Source organism: Rhodanobacter sp. Root480, assembly GCF_001426645.1.
Lineage (GTDB): Bacteria > Pseudomonadota > Gammaproteobacteria > Xanthomonadales > Rhodanobacteraceae > Rhodanobacter > Rhodanobacter ginsenosidimutans.
The window spans coordinates 357298-375254 of the sequence record NZ_LMEX01000003.1; the positions used below are offsets into that span (position 1 = coordinate 357298).

A 17957-nucleotide genomic window follows, 5' to 3' on the forward strand; every position below is an offset into this window, starting at 1 on the left:
GGCGTGGAGAGGGTTTCAGCCGATGGCGCGACGTGGCGCGCCATCGCGTCGGAAACCCCGGATGAGGGCCGGCCATTGTAGCGACTGCCGCCGTTTGCCGAGCCGGCGACACCGCGGGCAGTTCCAACCGCGCGAATCCCGGGTTACCATCCCTCGACCAACGCGGGTGTAGCTCAATGGTAGAGCTGTAGCTTCCCAAGCTACTGACGAGGGTTCGATTCCCTTCACCCGCTCCATCCCCGTGGTCCTTCGTCGACGTCTTCGAACCTGCATGATCACCGCGGATCTCTTGGTGCTGGGGTGGCGCGAGCGGGTTTGCCTGCCGCAGCTGGGCATCGGCCTGCTCAAGGCCAAGCTCGATACCGGCGCGCGCAGCAGCGCGTTGCACGTGGATACGCTGGAAACCTTCGATCGCGACGGCACGACGTGGCTGCGTTTCGGCATGCATGTGGGGCGCCGGCAACCGCACGAAGTCCTTTGCGAGGCACCGGCGCTGGACCGGCGCGTGGTGACCGATACCGGCGGGCGGCGCACTGAGCGCTGGTTCATCCGCAGCGCAGTACAACTGGCCGGCCAGCAATTCAGTATCGACATCAACCTCGTGGATCGCCGCCACATGCTGTTTCCCATGCTGCTCGGCCGCAGCGCCCTGGTGGGGCGTTTTGTGGTCGATCCGGCCCGTTCCTATACCCAGCCGCGGCCGGTGGCGGCCGCGGACTTTCCGCGATGAGCCCCTAATGAAGATTGCGATCCTGTCGCGCAATACCCGTCTGTATTCCACCAAGCGGCTGGTGGAGGCGGCGCGCGAGCGCGGTCACGTCGTCCGCGTGCTCGACCCGTTGCGCTGCTACGTGCGCATCGCGCCGGGGGCGGTGGCGATCCGCTACCAGGGCAAGCCGGTACGGGATATCGATTGCGTGATCCCGCGCATCGGTACCTCCAGCACGTTCTACGGCACCGCGGTGCTGCGCCAGTTGGAGATGATGGGCGTGTATACGCCCAATCCGTCCGACGCGGTGTTGCGCGCGCGCGACAAGCTGCGTTGCCTGCAGATGCTGGCGGCGCAGGGCATCGACATGCCGGTGACGGTGTTCGGCGACAACCCCGACGACACCGCCGACGTGCTGGCGATGCTGGGCGAGCCGCCGCACGTGATCAAGCTCAACGAGGGCAGCCAGGGCACCGGCGTGGTGCTGGCGGAAAAGCGCAGCGCCTCGCAAAGCGTGATCGAGGCCTTCCGCGGCCTGTACGCCAACTTCCTGGTGCAGGAGTTCGTGGCCGAGGCGAACGGCAGCGACCTGCGCTGCTTCGTGGTGGGCAAGAAGGTGGTGGCGGCGATGCAGCGCGTGGCCAGCCCCGGCGAGTTCCGCGCCAATCTGCACCGCGGTGGCAGCGCGGTGGCGGCCACGCTCAGCGCCGACGAGAAACGCATCGCGGTGCGTGCCGCCTGCACGCTGGGGCTGGGCATCGCCGGGGTCGACCTGCTGCGCTCCAATCGCGGCCCGTTGCTGCTGGAGGTCAACGCCTCGCCGGGGCTGGAGGGTATCGAAGCGGCTACCGGCGTGAATGTTTCCGGCCACATCATCCAGCACCTGGAGCAGCACGCGGGCAAGTGATTTCCCGCTCGGTGACGCGGAAACACGCCGGATTAACCGGGTTGTAACTTTCGAACCTCTATAACGATCCCACTGTTTTTGTCTGGCACCTCAACCGCGAGGCGGTGGCGACAGACGACGGTATCGGGGCAGTAGCTTGGGCCCAGGTGCGGCGACGGCGAGTCGTTTCACTTGGGCCTTTTTCTTGCCTGGAGCCTTGACTTCAGCCAGGAGTGCAAGCGCCCTTCATCCAAGCTTTGTTAAGCTTGCAACCCTCAGTCCGGCCCCTGTCGCCGGCTGCGTAGCGGAGTGACGCATGCGCGTTCTGGTGATTGAAGACAACACGGATATCGCCACCAATATCGGCGATTACCTGGAAGACCGCGGCCACGTGGTGGATTTCGCCGGCGACGGCGTCACCGGGCTGCATCTGGCGGTGGTGCACGACTTCGACGTGATCGTGCTGGACCTCACCCTGCCCGGCATGGACGGGCTGGACGTGGCGCGCAAGCTGCGCCACGAGGCGCACAAGCAGACGCCGATCCTGATGCTCACCGCGCGCGATGCGCTGGAGCAGAAGCTGACCGGTTTCGAATCCGGCGCCGACGACTACATGACCAAGCCGTTCGCGCTGCAGGAACTGTCAGCGCGGCTGGAAGTGCTGGCCCGCCGCGGCAAGGGTCCGCAAAGCCGCGTGCTGAAAGTGGCCGACCTCACCTTCAACCTCGACACGCTGACGGTGAACCGCGAAGGCAAGTCGATCCAGCTGAACCCCATCGGCCTGAAGCTTTTGCAGGCGCTGATGGAGGCGAGCCCCTCGGTGGTCACGCGACAGGATCTGGAGCAGAAAGTGTGGGGCGAGGAGTTGCCGGACAGCGACAGCCTGCGCGTGCATATCCACGGCCTGCGCGCGGCGATCGACAAGCCGTTCGAGAAGCCGCTGATCCACACTCGTCACGGCATTGGCTATCGCATGGTCGAGCCGGATGCGATCCAGGCGTAAGCTTCGCTTTCGATTGATCGTCTCCTTCGCGCTGTTCGGCTTCGGCCTCAGCGCGTTGTTTGCCGTGGCTGCGCTGAACATCCGCGCCAAGGTGGAAGATCAGTTGGTCACTGCCAGCCTCCAGGACGAGGTCGACAGCCTCAATGCGCAGGTGATTGCCGATCGCACACAGATACCTCACTTCAACATCGTCAAGGCGTGGACCTGGAGCGACCGCACGATCTACAAGGCGCCGCTGAATTGGCAGAATCTGGCGACCGGCGTGCACGACATCACAGAGGTTGATCCCAGCGGCCAGACCAAGCATTACAAGCTGGCGGTGCGGCGAAAAGGCGGGGTGATCAATTTTCTTCGCTACGACGTCTCTCGTGATGAGTTGGGCAAGCAGCAACTGCTGATCAGCGTGATCGGTGCCGTATTCCTGTTCGGCCTGCTGTCGCTGGTGCTGGGGCTCTGGCTTTCGCGCAAGGTGCTCAAGCCGGTGACCGAACTGGCCAATCGTTTGCGCGACTTCCGCAAGGTCGGCAAGGCCGAGCCGCTGGCGCCGTATTTTGCCGACGACGAGGTGGGTGAGCTGGCGCATGCGCTGGATGAATATTCGGCGCGGCTCACCGCGATGGTGGAGCGCGATCGCGAGTTCAACTCCGACGTCAGCCACGAGCTGCGTACGCCGCTGGCGGTGATCGCCAGCACCACCGAATTGCTGCAGGGCTCGCCCGATCTCACCGAGAAGTTGAGCGAGCGGTTGAAGCGGATCGAGCGCGCCTCGCGCCAGGCCACCGAGCTGATCGAGGCGCTGCTGCTGCTGTCACGTGCCGAGCGGCGCGGCCCCACCCGCGGCGAGACCACCGAGGTGGGCAAGGTGGCGGCCGACGTCATCGAAAGTCAGCGCCCGCAAGTACGCGGCAAACCGCTGATGATCGAGCTGGTCGTGCAGGACGAGGCAGTCAGCGTCAACGCGCCAGCGTCCGTGCTGTCGGTGGCGCTGACCAACCTGATCGGCAACGCCATCAAGTACACCCTGGAAGGCACCGTGCGGGTCGAAGTGGGTGATGGTCGCATCGAGGTGATCGACACCGGCCCTGGCATCAAGCCCGAAGACGCCGAGCGTCTGTTCCAGCGCGGTGTACGCGGGGAAGGTGCTGGCGGCAGCGGCGCCGGCCTGGGCCTGGCGATCGTGCGCCGGCTGTGCGAACTCTACGGCTGGGATGTTTCGATGCGCCCGCGCGACGACGGCAACGGCGCGGTGGCCTGCATCAAGTTCAGCTGACCTCGCGGCTGCCTGTGGGAGCGACTTCAGTCGCGATGCTTTTGCTTTGAAAGCTCAGAGCATCGCGACTGAAGTCGCTCCCACATCAGGCTTCAGACCTGCTCCAGCCAGCCCCACTTGTCGTGTGTGCGGCCGTCGAACAGGCCGAAGAACAATTCCTGCAGCCGCAGGGTGATGCGGCCGGCCTTGCCGGCGCCGATCTGTTTGCCGTCGACGGAGCGGATCGGGGTGATCTCGGCCGCGGTGCCGCACATCAGGATCTCGTCGGCGAGATAGAGGTATTCGCGCGGCAGGTCGCGTTCGATCACTTCGATGCCGTCCTCGCGGGCCAGCGTCACCAGCGTGTGGCGGGTGATGCCCGCCAGCAGCGAGGCGCTGGCCGGCGGCGTGTGCAGCACGCCGTCGAACACCAGGAACAGGTTCTCGCCCGCGCCTTCGCTGAGCAGGCCGGTGGACGCCAGCGCGATGCCTTCGCCGAAACCGAGCCGGCGCGCCTCGCGCGCGATCAGCTGCCCGGAGAGATAATTGCCGCCGGCCTTGGCTCCGGCCGGGATGGTGTTGGGCGCGAAGCGCTGCCAACTGGACACGCAGGCGTCGATGCCGTTCTCCAGCGCTTCGGCGCCCAGGTATGGGCCCATCGGCCAGGCGGCCACGGCCACGTCGATCGGTGTTTCGGCGGACAGGCCGAAACCACCCAGCCCGCGGTAGGCCACGGGGCGCAGGTAGGCGGCGTCGAGGCCGTTCTTGCTGATGACATCGCGGCAGGCCGCCGCCAGTTCGTCGGCGCTGTACGGGATCGTCATGTCATAGACGCGGGCCGACTGGTACAGCCGGTTCAGATGGTCGGTGAGCCGGAAGATCGCCGCGCCGTCGGGCGTCGCGTAACTGCGGATGCCCTCGAAAACCGAGGAGCCGTAATGCAGCGCGTGCGACATCACGTGGGCGGTTGCGTCCTGCCAGCGCTTGATGCTGCCGTTCTGCCAGATCCAGTCGGGGTATTGCTGCTGCGCCATGGTCGTTTCTCCGTGGGGAACAACCATCATAACGCCGCCTGCTCAAGGCCTGCGTAATGGCCCGGCCGGCATCAATCCGCGTTGCGCAGCCACAGGCAGCCGGCGCGATGCACCAGGTCGAAATGCCATTGGCGCGCGCCGGTACCCGTGCGGTCGGCGACGTCCAGCACCAGCATCGGCGTGGAAGGCGTGGTCGATACGGCGGTGGGGTAGGGCGTCGCCGCACTGCGCGCTGGCGTCGGGGCACCGGGGAAATCGATGCCCAACAGCGGTTGCCGTACCAGGCCGGCCAGCATCTCGATATCGGCAATGGCGGCGCCCTTGCCGTAGCCGTTCCACAGCATCAGCCCGGCCAGCCGGTTGGCGTCCTGTTGCGCGAATGCCTCGATCACGCCCTGGCGCAAGTCGTCGCGGTTGGCGGCGCACAACATCATGGGTGCGGATGACGGTGCGCCTTCCGGGGTGGGCGATGCGCGCACCGGCGAGGCCTGCATGCTGGCGCAGGGCTGGTCGGTGAATACAGGATTTCCGCCGCTGCCGATGCAGTGGTGGATGGCCGTCTGCGCCCCGGCCGGCAGTGCGATCAGGGGCAGGGCGAACAACAACAGGTGGCATGGCAAGCGCATGCCGTCAGCATAGCGTTGCGATCACGCCAGTTGCTTCAGCACCGCCTCGGTGGCCTTGGCCCGGTTCAGCGTGTAGAAGTGCAGCCCCGGCGCGCCGCCGTCGAGCAGGCGCCGGCACAGCGTCGTCACCACTTCGGTGCCCAGTTTGCGTACGGCATCGGCGTCGTCACCGTGGGCGCGCATGCGCTGGGTGATCCAGCGCGGGATTTCCGCGCCGCACATGTCGGAAAACCGCTGCAGCTGGCTGTAGTTGGTGATCGGCATGATGCCCGGCACGATCGGCACGTTCACGCCCAACCGCTGCACGTCGTCGACGAAACGGAAATAGGCATCGGCGTTGAAGAAATACTGGGTGATCGCGCCATCGGCGCCGGCATCGACCTTGGCCTTGAAATGCTGCAGGTCGCGCAAAGCGTTGTCGGCTTGCGGGTGGGTTTCCGGATAGGCCGCCACTTCGATATGGAAATGGTCGCCGCTGTGCTCGCGGATGAAACGCACCAGCTCGGCGGCGTAGCGGAAGTCGCCCGGCGTGGCCATGCCCGAGGGCAGGTCGCCGCGCAGCGCCACGATGCGGCGATAGCCGGCGGCGCGGTAGTCGTCCAGCAAGGCGGCCAGCTCGGCCCGGTTGCCGCCCACGCACGACAGGTGCGGCGCGGCGGGCAGGCCGTGCTGTTCATGCAGGTGCCGCGCGGTTTCGGCGGTGTAGCTCAGGGTGGAGCCGCCGGCGCCGAAAGTCACCGACACGTAGTCGGGCTGGTACGCCTTCAACGCCGCGACGGTGCGGTCCAATTGCACCCGCTGCTCATCGGTCTTGGGCGGAAAAAACTCGAAACTGACGGCCGGCATCATGGGGCTCCCTGTCGTGGTGCGGGCAAGTATATCTTTGTTTCGCGATGAAGCGATGGATGGTTGGGCGGGATTCGGGATTCGGGATTCGTTTGAAGCGAAACGTGCGCTTGGCGGTGCCCTTCGACTTCGCTGCGCTACGCTCAGGGTGAACGGACTTTTGCGCGTCGACCTTCTCCCCTCACCGTTCACCCTGAGCGTAGGCCCGCAGGGCCGAAGTCGAAGGGCCGCCGCTGGCACAAAAAAACGGAGCGCATTGCTGCGCCCCGTCCTGCTTTTCCGAATGCCGAATCCCGAATGCCGAATCCCGGCTACATCAATACCGGTAATGATCCGGCTTGTACGGGCCTTCCACCGGCACGCCCAGGTACTTGGCCTGCTCGTTGCTGAGCGTGGTCAGCTTCACGCCGATCTTTTCCAGATGCAGGCGGGCGACTTCCTCGTCCAGCTTCTTGGGCAGGATGTAGACCTTGTTCTCGTAGCTGTCCTTGTGTTCCCACAGGTCGATCTGCGCCAGGGTCTGGTTGGCGAACGAGTTGGACATCACGAAGCTCGGGTGGCCGGTGGCGCAGCCCAGGTTGACCAGGCGGCCTTCGGCCAGCAGAAACAGCGCGTGGCCGTCGGCGAACACGTACTTGTCGACCTGCGGCTTGATGTTGATCTTCTCCACGCCGGCCAGCGCGTTCAGCGCGTCGACCTGGATCTCGTTGTCGAAATGGCCGATGTTGCAGACGATGGCCTGGTCCTTCATGGCCTTCAGGTGATCGATCGTCAGCACGTCCTTGTTGCCGGTGGTGGTGACGTAGATGTCGCCACGGCCCAGCGTGCTCTCGACGGTGTTGACCTCGAAGCCTTCCATCGCCGCCTGCAGCGCGTTGATCGGATCGATCTCGGTCACCACCACGCGCGAGCCATACGCACGCAAGCTGTGCGCGCAGCCCTTGCCCACGTCGCCGTAGCCGCAGACCACGGCCACCTTGCCGGCCAGCATCACGTCCATCGCGCGCTTCAGGCCATCGGCCAGCGACTCGCGGCAGCCGTACAGGTTGTCGAACTTGGATTTCGTCACCGAGTCGTTGACGTTGATCGCCGGGATCAGCAGCGACTTCGCCTCGGCCAGCTGGTACAGGCGGTGCACGCCGGTGGTGGTCTCCTCGGAGACGCCCTTCCAGTCCTTGACCACGGTGTGCCAGTAACCCGGGCGCTCGCTGTGCACGCGCTTGAGCAGGTTCTTGATGACCTGCTCCTCGTGCGAGGAAGCCTTTTCATCGACCCACTTGGAGCCGTTCTCCAGCTCGTAACCCTTGTGGATCAGCAGCGTCACGTCGCCGCCGTCGTCGACCACCAGTTGGGGCCCAAGGAAACCGCCCTTGCCGTCGGGGAAGGAGAGCGCTTCCAGCGTGCAGTCCCAATACTCTTCCAGGGTCTCGCCCTTCCAGGCGAACACCGGCGTGCCGGTGGCGGCAATCGCGGCGGCCGCGTGGTCCTGCGTGCTAAAGATGTTGCACGAAGCCCAGCGCACGTCGGCGCCGATGTCCTTCAGCGTCTCGATGAGCACGGCGGTCTGGATCGTCATGTGCAGCGAGCCGGTCACGCGCACGCCCTTCAACGGCTGCGCGGTGGCGTGCTTCTTGCGGATCGACATCAGGCCCGGCATCTCGTGCTCGGCGATGTCCAGCTCCTTGCGGCCCCAGTCGGCCAGCGACAGGTCGCGGATCTTGTAGTCCTGGGTGTTTTCTTTGAGTGCGGCGTTCATCGGTATCTCCGGTCAGGGCGAGGCTCTTGTGGGACCGGCCACGGAGGGGCGGTCTGTCGAAGGGCTCGCATGAAACAACCGGGCGCCGTTGTGGAACGTGCCGCGCCGAGCCTGGCCGTTTTCCGTGAGACGCGGAGGCATCCGCATTCGCGCTCACAAACGGTCGCAGCGCCCCTCGGCGGGCAAGCGAAGTCCCCATTGTAACCGGAAGCCCCGCCGGCATGAATCCGTCGGGGCGGGCGTGCCTAGTTGGCGCTATCCAGCGCATTGCCCCCGTCGGCGCGCATGAGCAGCCAGCCTTTCACCGCGGCGATGAACAGCGGCACCGAGCCGAACAGGATGAACACCATGTCCCCGGGCATGCGCATCCATTCCAGCGTCTTGGCCACCGTGCCGCCGGTGAACGCCGGTGCACGGGCATGCCAGTAGCCGTTCTCGATCACGTCCCACATCTGCCAGACCCCGCCGGGGAACAGGCTCAGCAGCATCATCAGCACCAGGCCGCCGTTGGTGCCGAAGAAGGCCACCTTGATGTACTTCTCCACCGCCGGCCAGCGCTTGTCGTCGATGGTCTGGCGCAGCACGAACACCATCAGTGCGATCGCCAGCATGCCGAACACGCCCATCAACGCGGCATGGCCATGGTTGGGCGTGAGGATGGTGCCGGTTTCGTAGTAGCTGACGATCGGCAGGTTGATCAGGAAGCCGAACACGCCGGCGCCCACGAAATTCCAGAAGCCCACCGCCATCAGGAAGTAGAACGTCCACTTGTGCGGGATGTTGATGGCCTTGCCGCATTCGTCGCATTCGCCACGGGTGGTGCGCACGAACGCCCAGGCGTCCAGCGTCAGCAAGGTCAGCGGCACCACTTCCAGCACCGAGAACAGGCCGGCCAACGCCATGTTGATATGCGTCTGCCCGCTGAAGTACCAGTGGTGCCCGGTGCCGACCAGGCCACCCAGGAAATACAGGATCGCGTCCAGGTAGATCACCCGCAGCGCGGTGTTCCGGCGGGCCAGGCCCAGCTGGTAGAAGGTCAGCGCCACCACCGTGGTGGCGAACAGCTCGAAGAAGCCTTCCAGCCACAGGTGGATGATCCAGAAGCGCCAGGTGTCGACCACGGTGAAGTTGTCGTGCGAGCCGATGAACAGCGCCGGCACGTAGAACACCGGCACTGCCAGCGCGGCAATCAGGAACATCACCGCCAGTGGCCGCGCCTGCGCCGTCACCACGCGCGGGCGCACCAGCGTCCACAGCATCGCGAACCATGCGAACAGGCCGATCACCAACAGCACCTGCCAGAGCCGCCCCAGCTCCAGGTACTCCCAGCCCTGGTTGCCCAGCCAGTACCACCAGTCGCCAAGCAACTGCGATATGCCCGCCCATTCGCCCAGCAGGCTGCCCACGATCACCACCGCGAACGCGCCGAACAGCAGGTGCACCCACATGGCGAACGAGCGCGGTTCATCGCGTCGCAGGGTGCGCCCCAGGAACAGCGCGGCCGCCACGTAGGCGGTGGCGATCCACAGGATCGCGGTCTGCAGATGCCAGGTGCGCAGCAGGTTGCTGGGGAAGATGTTGTCCAGCGGGAAGCCGTAAAAGTCGCCCGGCTCCGCGCGCGAGTGGGCGATGGCGCCGCCCACCAGCGTCTGCATCAGGAACAAGGCGGCCACCACCACGTAGAACTTCACCAGCGCCCGCTGGCCCGGGCTGGCGGCACCGGGCAAGACCTGCGGGTGCACGTGGTGGCCATGGCTGATCCAGCCCAGGTTCTCGAAGCGCCCGAAAATGAGCAGCACCGTGGCGATGCCCGCCAGCAGGATCACCAGGCTCAGCGCGCTCCACAGCACCGCGCCGCCGGTGGGCACGTTGCCCACGCTGGGGTCGTACGGAAAATTGTTGGTGTAGGAGAAGTTCTTGCCCGGCCGGTTGGCCACCGACGCCCACGCTGCCCAGGTCACGAACGCGCTGAACTGGCGGATCTCGGTCGGGTCGGTGATCAGGTTCGGTTTCAGGCCGCCATTCCCGGTGGACAGCTTGAAATAGTCGGCCCAGTGGGGAATCTGCTTGCGGTACGCATCCGCTTCCGCCGCGGTCAGCTGCAAGGTGTCGGTGCCGGAGTCGTAGCGGTTGGTCTTCAGGATCACCGCCGTCTCGGCCTGCAACGCGGCCCGCGAGCCCGCGTCGAGCTGGTCGGCGGGCTTGCCGAAACGCTGAAGCGCCAGCGCCTCGGAAACGTCGACGCCGATCATGTGCAGCGCCAGCGCCGAGTAGTCCGGCCCCAGATACGCGCCATGACCCCAGATGCTGCCGTTGTCCATCAAGCCGTAGCGCAGCATCACCGCCTGGCCGTCGCTGACATCCGCACCGGTGAACAGCGTGGTGCCCTGCGCGTCGACCACCTTGCCGGGGATCGGCGGCGCGTGGCGATAGGCCAGCGTGGTGATCATGATCAGCAGCGCAAAGCCCCCGACCATCACGATCACCAGGGTGCGCACCCACCACGGAGAGACCGGGCCGTCATCGCCCAGCAGTGGTTCCGACACGGTGTGCGCGGCGGCGTCGATGGGCATATTCATGGTGGGTCCCCTGGCTGCTGCAAGAAGAATACGGCGAGCGGACGAACATGACCGCCCATGCGGCGGCAGGTGCCGCAGATCGGCGGATGACATGGTTCGATCCCGGTACAACGGATAACGCGCCGGGCGTGAACATCATGTGCCCGGCGCCGTCAGGGAGGCAAGCGTGAGGCGAAGCAATCGTGATCGTGGGCTACCCGACGCGTGACGAGCGCGCGATGAAAGGGCGGTAAAGACGTCCAAAACGAAAATTTTCCGCTGCGCTGCACAATTCGCTAAACTGGCCCACTGATTCGGCTGGAGCGTACCCAATGCAAGACAACCGCGAACTCGAGTTTTTGCCGCATGACGGCCCCCTGCGCGAGGACGTCAGCCGCTTGGGTGCGATGGTGGGTTTGATGTTGGCCGAGCAGGAAGGCCCGGCCTTTTTCGAGCGCGTCGAACAGGTGCGCACCGCGGCGATCCGTCGCCGGCGCGAAGGCGCGTCGGTGGACGAGCTGGCCGACTCGCTGGCGGGTCTGGACGCGGCCGATGCCGAGACGCTGGCCCGTGCCTTCGCCACCTACTTCCAGGCGGTGAACACCGCCGAGCGCGTCCATCGCATCCGCCGCCGGCGCGATTACCAGCGCGAGGGCGGCACCCCGCAGCCGGAATCCCTGCTCGACGTGCTGGGCCAGTTGAAGGCCGATGGCGTGCAGGCCGAGGAGTTGCTGGGCTGGATGGAGCGGCTGTGGATCGAGCCGGTGTTCACCGCCCATCCCACCGAGGCGGTGCGCCGTTCGCTGCTGGAAAAAGAGCAGGCGATCGTGCGTTCGCTGGTGGACAACTTCAATCACAACCGCACGCCGCAAGAGCGCATCGAGGACGACGACCGCATCTACATGGCGCTCTCCGCCGGCTGGCAAACCGCCGAGGCCTCGCCGGTGCGGCCCAGCGTGCAGGACGAATACGAGCACGTCGGTTATTACCTGGCCAACCCGCTCTACCGTATCGTGCCGGCGCTGTACGAGTCGCTGGCCCGCTCGCTGCAGGACGTCTATGGCGTGGCGGTGAAGCTGCCGCGGCTGCTGAGCTTCGCCAGTTGGGTGGGTGGCGACATGGACGGCAACCCCAACGTGGGCTCCGACACCATCGCCTCCAGCCTGGCCTCGCAGCGCGCCCAGGTGCTGGAGCGCTATCTCGAAGACATCAACGCGTTGGCCCATCAGCTCAGCCAGACCGAAGGCCGGGTGGGCGTGGCGCGCGGCCTGCGTACCCGGCTCGCTGATTACCGCGAGCGCTTTCCGGCCGCGGCGGCAAAGATCCGGCCGCGCCACCTGGACATGCCGTACCGCTGTTTCCTGGTGCTGATCGGCGCGCGACTGGAAGCCACGCGCGACGACCAGAAAGACGGCTATACGTCCGCGGCCGAACTGACCGATGACCTGCAACTGATCGCCGACAGCCTGTTCGACAACCTGGGCCTGCACGCTGGCGCCTATGCGGTGGAGCGGTTGATCTGCCGCGTGCGCAGCTTCGGCTTCCACCTGGCCCGGCTGGATCTGCGCCAGGATTCGCGGGTGCACGACGACGCGCTCGGCGCCCTGCTGAACGACCCTGACTGGGCCAGCCGGCCGAAGCTGGAGCGTGCCGATCGGCTGCGCCCGTATGCCAGCGGCGCACAGGCGTTCGGTGACTGCGACGACGACTCGGCGAAAAACCTGCAATCGGTTTTCATCACCCTGCGCGAGAGCCGCCAGCGCTACGGCCTCGATGCCACCGGGCTGTACATCATCAGCATGGCGCGCTCGGCCGCCGACGTGCTGGCCGTGCTGGCGCTGGCGCGGCGCGGCGGACTTGTCTCGCCCGAGAAGCCGCACGACGTGCCGCTGGACATCGCGCCGCTGTTCGAGACGGTGGATGACCTGCAGAACGCACCGGCCTCGCTGCGGGCGCTGCTGGATGACCCTGTGTATCGCCAGCACCTGGCGGCGCGCGGCGACCAGCAGTGGGTGATGCTGGGTTACTCCGACAGCGGCAAGGACGCCGGCACGCTGGCCTCGAAATGGGCGCTGCAACGGGCACAGGGCGAGTTGCTGGAAGTGGCGCGCGAAGCCGACATCCAGCTGGCGTTCTTCCACGGCCGCGGTGGTTCGGCCAGCCGCGGTGGCGCACGTATCACGCCGGCGCTGATGTCCTCGCCGCGCGGCGCGGTAGCCGGCGTGCTGCGCGTCACCGAGCAGGGCGAGGTGATCCACCGCAAGTACGGCATCCGCGCGCTGGCGCTGCGCGGGCTGGAGCAGACCGTGGGCGCGGTGCTGCGCGCCTCGCTGCGCCCACGCCAGACCGATCCCCGTGAAGTGCGCTGGTCGGAGGTGATGACCGCTCTGTCGGCCGCCAGCCGCAAGACCTATCGCGCCTTCGTCGACCGCGAGCATTTCGTGGAATATTTCCGCACCGCCACGCCGGTCGACGTGATCGAGAAGATGACCCTGGGCTCGCGCCCGGCCAGCCGCCGAAGCATGCGCGGCGTGCAGGATCTGCGCGCCATCCCGTGGGTGTTCGCCTGGACCCAGTGCCGCTCGATCCTGCCCGGCTGGTACGGCCTGGGCAGCGCGCTGGAGCAGGGCGTCGAGCAGTTCGGCGAGGACACCCTGGCGGAAATGGCGCGGCACTGGCCGTTTTTCAGCAACATGCTCGACGACGTCGAAATGGTGCTGGCCAAATGCGACCTCGGCATTGCCGAGGCGTTTTCCACCTTGTCCGGGCCGCTGCACGACGACTTCTTCAGCCTGATCCGCGACGAGTTCGAACGCACCCGGCGCTGGCTGTTGCGCCTGAAGAGCACCGGCACGCTGTTGAACGACTCGCCGCGGCTGGCCGTCTCGATCCGCCTGCGCAACCCGTACATCGACCCGATGAGCCTGCTGCAGGTCGACCTGCTGCGCCGCTGGCGTGCGGGCAACGGTACCGACGATGCGTTGCTGCAGGCGCTGGTGGCTTGCGTCAACGGCGTGTCGCAGGGTTTGCAGAACACGGGCTGATTGCCGGGACGGCGGCGCGCACATGCGGCGCGCCGCCGCTGCACCGGGTCAGCCCGGCTCGCCGCGGTATTTCTCGTGCAGCGCCACCGGCGCGGTCTGGTTGGCGGCGCGTCGGCGGATCCACAGGTTGATCAGCTCCACGAATACCGAGAAGGCCATCGCGGCATAGATGTAGCCCTTGGGAATGTGCTGGCCGAAGCCGTCGGCCATCAGCACCAGGCCGATCATGATCAGGAAGCTCAGCGCCAGCACCTTGACGGTGGGGTGGCGCTCCACGAACTCACCCAGCGGCCGCGCGAACGCCAGCATGAAACCGATCGAGGCCAGGATGGCGGTGACCATCACCCAGCGCTGATCGACCATGCCCACGGCGGTGATGATGGAGTCCAGCGAGAACACCACGTCCAGCAGCATGATCTGCACGATCACCCCGCCGAACGTCGCGGCCGCCGTACCCGCCGTCACCTGCTCGGTGGCGCCTTCCAGTTTCTGGTGGATTTCGTGGGTGGCCTTGGCGATCAGGAACAGGCCGCCGCCGATCAGGATCAGGTCGCGCCACGAGAAGGCGTGGCCGAACAGCGAGAACAGCGGCGCGGTCAGCCCCACGATCCAGGCGATCGCCAGCAGCAGGCCAAGCCGCGTGATCGCCGCCAGCATGATGCCGAGGCGGCGGGCTTTGTCGCGCTGCTCGATCGGCAATTTGCCGGCCAGGATCGAGATGAAAATGATGTTGTCGATGCCAAGGACCAGCTCCAGGGCGGTCAGCGTGGCGAGGGCGATCCAGATTTCAGGATTGGCCAGTGCTTCCATGGGAATCTCTCGGGTGGATGAAGGCGGCGAAGGTTTTCGCCATTGAGGTGAAGCATGCCGCCGGCAGCGAATGGCGGCGGTGAAGACGTTGACAGCGGTTCGACCGCCGCCGGCAAATGCGGCGCGGTGCTACGGGGAAGGAAGTTTCATGGGCGTACAGCTGCTCCGGCAAGGCTCATGGGCCACGGCCGCGGGGCATCTGTGATGGACGCACCTTCGCCGTGGATCGGCGAAGGTCTTGCTCGCAAACCGTTTGCCGGCTTGCTGCTGCACCGGGGCAAAGCCCGTAATGACGGCGACAGCGACTGGGAGCTACTCCCCTTCGCGGACGATGCTAGCACGTGCGCCGCCGTTTACCGCGACATGCTTTCGTGCAGCGCCGCGATGCGCTGCGCCCGCGGCAGGCGCTTCCAGGCGATCTCCAGCCGCAACGCCTCGCCGTGGCTGGCGACCCAGACCCAACCCAGCATCTGCCTCGGCGGGTTGGAGCGGGTAAAACGCGCGCCCTTGCCGGCGAGGTGCTTTGCGTAGCGTTGTTCGGGGTCACGGGCGATGCCGGTGTAGACGCGGCCGTCGGCGCATTCCAGCAGGTAGACGGCCCAGGCAGTGGCGCCGGGGTCGTCGTTCACCGGTTCAATCCCACCCGATCAGGCCCATTCGACCAGGCCCTCGGTATCGCAGACCTGCTTCCATGACGGGCGTGCCTTGAGACGCGTGGCCAGGGCGGCCAATTGCGGCCATTCCGTCGCCGGCTTCGGCATGTTGCGCGACCAGCGCATCAGCATCAGCGCATACAGGTCGACCAAGCCGAAGGTGTCGCCGAGCATGTACGGGCCGTGTGCGGCGAGGTGGGCATCGATCTTCGTCCAGCACTTTTCGATGCCGGCGCGCGCCGCCTGCCCGATCGTGTCGGCGCCTTCGGGCAAGTGGTCGCCGGGATAGAACCACTGGCGGAACAGCGGCTGCAGATTGTTGGCGAGGTACAGCATCCATTGCAGGTAATCCGCGCGCCCGGCGCTGCCAGCCGCCGGGGCCAGCGCGGCTTCGGGATGGCGTTCGGTCAGCAGCATCGCCAGCGCCGCCGCTTCGCTGTGCGGCACGCCGTCGATCATCAGCGTCGGCACCACGCCATTCGGGTTGATCGTCAGATACGCCGCACTGCGCTGCTCGCCCTTGTCGAGGTCAATGCGCTTGAGCTCGTGCGGCGCGCCGATTTCCAGCAGCGCCAGGTGCACCAGCAGGTTGGCCGAGCCGGGGGCGTAGTAGAGCGTGTACATGGGGTGTGTCCGTGGATGGGGTCAGTGGATGATACGGCCAAGAGCAGCCCCCATTCGCCCTGTCGCTTCCTTCCCCCGTTGCACGGGGGAAGGAAGCGACAGGACTCCTCGAATCAGCAAGCTCCCTTCCCCCGCTTGCGGGGGAAGGTGCCCGACAGGGCGGATGAGGGCCGCTTTTGCGCCGTCCCCGCGAATCAGCCATCCAGCTCCGCCCATCGCGCATACGCCGCATCAAGCTCAGCCTGTACCGCCACCAGCTCCTCGTTCGCCTTGACGATCGCCGCACTGTCCTGCTGGAAAAACGCCGGCTCGTTCATCGCGGCGCTGCGCGTGGCGATGTCGCGTTCCAATTGCTCGATGCGCTTGGGCAGCTGATCCAGCTCATGCTGCTCCTTGAAGCTGCGCTTGCGCTTCGCTGCAACCGGTGCGGCTGGCGCGGGAGTTGCGGCGGCCGGCTTTGGCGCGTGGCCGGCCGTGCGCGGGCCGGGCTTCTGCCGCAGCCAGTCGCTGTAGCCGCCCACGTATTCGCCGATTTGCCCATCGCCCTCCAGCACCAGGGTGCTGGAGACCACGTTGTCGAGGAAGGCGCGGTCATGCGAGACCAGCAGCAGGGTGCCCTGGTAGTCGGTCAGCAATTCTTCGAGCAGCTCGAGTGTTTCCACGTCGAGGTCGTTGGTCGGTTCATCCATCACCAGCAGGTTGGACGGTTGTGCGAACAGCTTGGCCAGCAGCAGGCGGTTGCGCTCGCCGCCGGAGAGGCGGGTGATCGGTGCGCGGGCGCGCTCGGGCGAGAACAGGAAATCCTGCAGGTAGCCGATGATGTGCTTGCGCTGGCCGTTGAGCTCGATGTATTCGCGGCCTTCGGCCACGTTGTCCAGCGCGTTGAGCTTGTCGTTGAGCTGCAGGCGGTGCTGGTCGAAATAGGCGATCTCGATGGACGTGCCCAGTTCCGCCGTTCCCCGCTGCGGAATGAGCTCGCCCAGCATGATCTTCAGCAGCGTGCTCTTGCCGGCGCCGTTGGGGCCGATGATGCCGATGCGGTCGCCACGCAGGATGGTGGTGCTGAGGTCGTCGATCAGCACGCGGCCGTCGTAGGCCTGGTGCACGTGCTTGAGGTCGATCACCTTCTTGCCAGACGACTGCGCGTTGGCCGCCGTCATCTTCACGTTGCCGCCGAGGTTGCGCCGTTCGGCGCGCTCGTTGCGCAATGCTTTCAGCGCGCGCACGCGGCCTTCGTTGCGGGTGCGCCGGGCCTTGATGCCCTGGCGAATCCACACTTCCTCCTGCGCCAGCTTCTTGTCGAACAGCGCATTCGCCTGTGCTTCGGCGTGCAGGCGTTCCTCGCGGCGGCGCAGGTAGTTGTCGTAGTCGCCAGGCCAGTCGGTCAGCGCACCGCGGTCGATCTCGACGATGCGGGTGGCCAGCGCGCGCAGGAAGCTGCGGTCATGGGTGACGAAGATGATGCTGCCGGCGAACTGCTTGAGGAAGGTTTCCAACCAGCCGATGGCTTCGATATCCAGATGGTTGGTCGGCTCGTCCAGCAGCAGCACGTCGGGCTTGCGCACCAGCGCCTGGGCCAGCAGCACGCGGCGCTTCATGCCGCCGGACAGCGCGGCGAAATCGGTTTCGCCGGGCAGTTCCAGCTGGGTGATCACGTCGCTGACGCGGCGGTCCAGGTCCCAGCCGTGCTGCGCCTCGATCTGGTGCTGCACATCGCCCAGCGCGTCGAAGTCGCCGGTGTCGAGCAGGTGGTGGTAGCGCGCCAGCAGCCGGCCCAGGTCGCCCAGGCCCTCGGCGACCACGTCGAACACGCTGCCCTCGGTGCCGTGCGGCACCTCTTGCGCCATCCGCGCCACCACGATGCCGTTCTGTACGCGCACCTCGCCGTCGTCGGCATGCAGCTCGCCGGCGATCAGCTTCATCAGGGTGGATTTGCCTTCGCCGTTGCGACCGACGATGCAGACCCGCTCGTTCGCCTCGATCGACAGATCGACATGTTCGAGCAGGAGTGGGCCGCCGATGCTGAAGTCGACGCGTTGCAATTGGATAAGAGACATCCGCCCATTGTAGCGGTTACGGCTCTGAACGCCGCCGCGCGAAGGTTCGCGATGGTGAAAGAAATTGGCGGTATTCCCTGAAGGGCGCACCGGGCCGGCGCC

General features: G+C 66.2%; 14 protein-coding genes, 1 tRNA gene and 1 riboswitch. Of the genes, 6 read left to right on the plus strand and 9 right to left on the minus strand.

The genetic code is table 11. From position 1 onward, the window contains the following. The first annotated feature begins 162 nt into the window (after window positions 1-162). From ASD22_RS14330 to ASD22_RS14350, 5 genes are all read left to right on the plus strand, one after another. Window positions 163-236: transfer RNA gene (locus ASD22_RS14330), tRNA-Gly, on the plus strand. Window positions 237-271: 35 nt separating this feature from the next. After that, complete coding sequence (locus ASD22_RS14335) at window positions 272-730, plus strand: RimK/LysX family protein (RefSeq protein ID WP_056085033.1); 459 nt, start codon at window positions 272-274, stop codon at window positions 728-730. A gap of 7 nt (window positions 731-737) precedes the next feature. After that, on the plus strand, window positions 738-1616 hold the full coding sequence (rimK, locus tag ASD22_RS14340; protein WP_056085036.1) for a 30S ribosomal protein S6--L-glutamate ligase: 879 nt from the start codon (window positions 738-740) through the stop codon (window positions 1614-1616). 295 nt (window positions 1617-1911) lie between these two features. Continuing rightward, window positions 1912-2598, plus strand: coding sequence for a response regulator transcription factor (locus ASD22_RS14345; RefSeq protein ID WP_007081123.1), 687 nt, complete (start codon window positions 1912-1914; stop codon window positions 2596-2598). After that, a complete protein-coding gene (locus ASD22_RS14350) occupies window positions 2582-3868 on the plus strand; it encodes a HAMP domain-containing sensor histidine kinase (RefSeq protein WP_056085040.1) in 1287 nt (428 codons plus the stop codon). Before ASD22_RS14345 ends, ASD22_RS14350 begins: the two co-directional genes overlap by 17 nt. Before the next feature lie 92 nt (window positions 3869-3960). Here ASD22_RS14350 and ASD22_RS14355 read toward each other — a convergent pair whose 3' ends face one another. From ASD22_RS14355 to ASD22_RS14375, 5 genes are all read right to left on the minus strand, one after another. Next, on the minus strand, window positions 3961-4881 hold the full coding sequence (locus ASD22_RS14355; RefSeq protein ID WP_056085043.1) for a branched-chain amino acid transaminase: 921 nt from the start codon (window positions 4879-4881) through the stop codon (window positions 3961-3963). A gap of 71 nt (window positions 4882-4952) precedes the next feature. After that, window positions 4953-5507: a DUF4124 domain-containing protein gene (locus ASD22_RS14360; protein ID WP_056085044.1), complete on the minus strand. Its 555-nt coding sequence runs from the start codon at window positions 5505-5507 to the stop codon at window positions 4953-4955. A gap of 21 nt (window positions 5508-5528) precedes the next feature. Then, window positions 5529-6353, minus strand: a complete 825-nt coding sequence (metF, locus tag ASD22_RS14365; protein WP_056085196.1) for a methylenetetrahydrofolate reductase [NAD(P)H] — start codon at window positions 6351-6353, stop codon at window positions 5529-5531. 316 nt (window positions 6354-6669) lie between these two features. Beyond that, on the minus strand, window positions 6670-8109 hold the full coding sequence (gene ahcY, locus ASD22_RS14370) for an adenosylhomocysteinase (RefSeq protein ID WP_056085048.1): 1440 nt from the start codon (window positions 8107-8109) through the stop codon (window positions 6670-6672). Window positions 8110-8182: 73 nt separating this feature from the next. Next, window positions 8183-8292: riboswitch (S-adenosyl-L-homocysteine riboswitch) on the minus strand. Window positions 8293-8354: 62 nt separating this feature from the next. Then, window positions 8355-10688, minus strand: a complete 2334-nt coding sequence (locus tag ASD22_RS14375) for a cbb3-type cytochrome c oxidase subunit I (protein ID WP_235577651.1) — start codon at window positions 10686-10688, stop codon at window positions 8355-8357. Between the two features lie 311 nt (window positions 10689-10999). Here ASD22_RS14375 and ppc point away from each other — a divergent pair, with 311 nt between their 5' ends. Then, the gene (gene ppc, locus ASD22_RS14380) at window positions 11000-13711 is read left to right on the plus strand and encodes a phosphoenolpyruvate carboxylase (RefSeq protein ID WP_056085050.1); all 2712 of its coding nucleotides are present in this window, start codon (window positions 11000-11002) and stop codon (window positions 13709-13711) included. 48 nt (window positions 13712-13759) lie between these two features. Here the strand turns inward: ppc and ASD22_RS14385 are convergent, their stop codons facing one another. The 4 genes from ASD22_RS14385 to ASD22_RS14400 all read right to left on the minus strand — a co-directional run bounded on the left by ASD22_RS14385 (window position 13760) and on the right by ASD22_RS14400 (window position 17855). Further along, window positions 13760-14521: a TerC family protein gene (locus tag ASD22_RS14385; protein ID WP_056085054.1), complete on the minus strand. Its 762-nt coding sequence runs from the start codon at window positions 14519-14521 to the stop codon at window positions 13760-13762. A 353-nt stretch (window positions 14522-14874) separates the two neighbouring features. Continuing rightward, window positions 14875-15150, minus strand: a complete 276-nt coding sequence (locus ASD22_RS14390) for a GIY-YIG nuclease family protein (RefSeq protein WP_056085057.1) — start codon at window positions 15148-15150, stop codon at window positions 14875-14877. Window positions 15151-15168: 18 nt separating this feature from the next. Next, window positions 15169-15798 (minus strand): glutathione S-transferase family protein, encoded by a 630-nt coding sequence (locus ASD22_RS14395; protein ID WP_056085058.1) that lies wholly within the window; start codon window positions 15796-15798, stop codon window positions 15169-15171. Between the two features lie 194 nt (window positions 15799-15992). Next, window positions 15993-17855: an ATP-binding cassette domain-containing protein gene (locus ASD22_RS14400; protein WP_056085061.1), complete on the minus strand. Its 1863-nt coding sequence runs from the start codon at window positions 17853-17855 to the stop codon at window positions 15993-15995. Window positions 17856-17957: the final 102 nt, after the last annotated feature.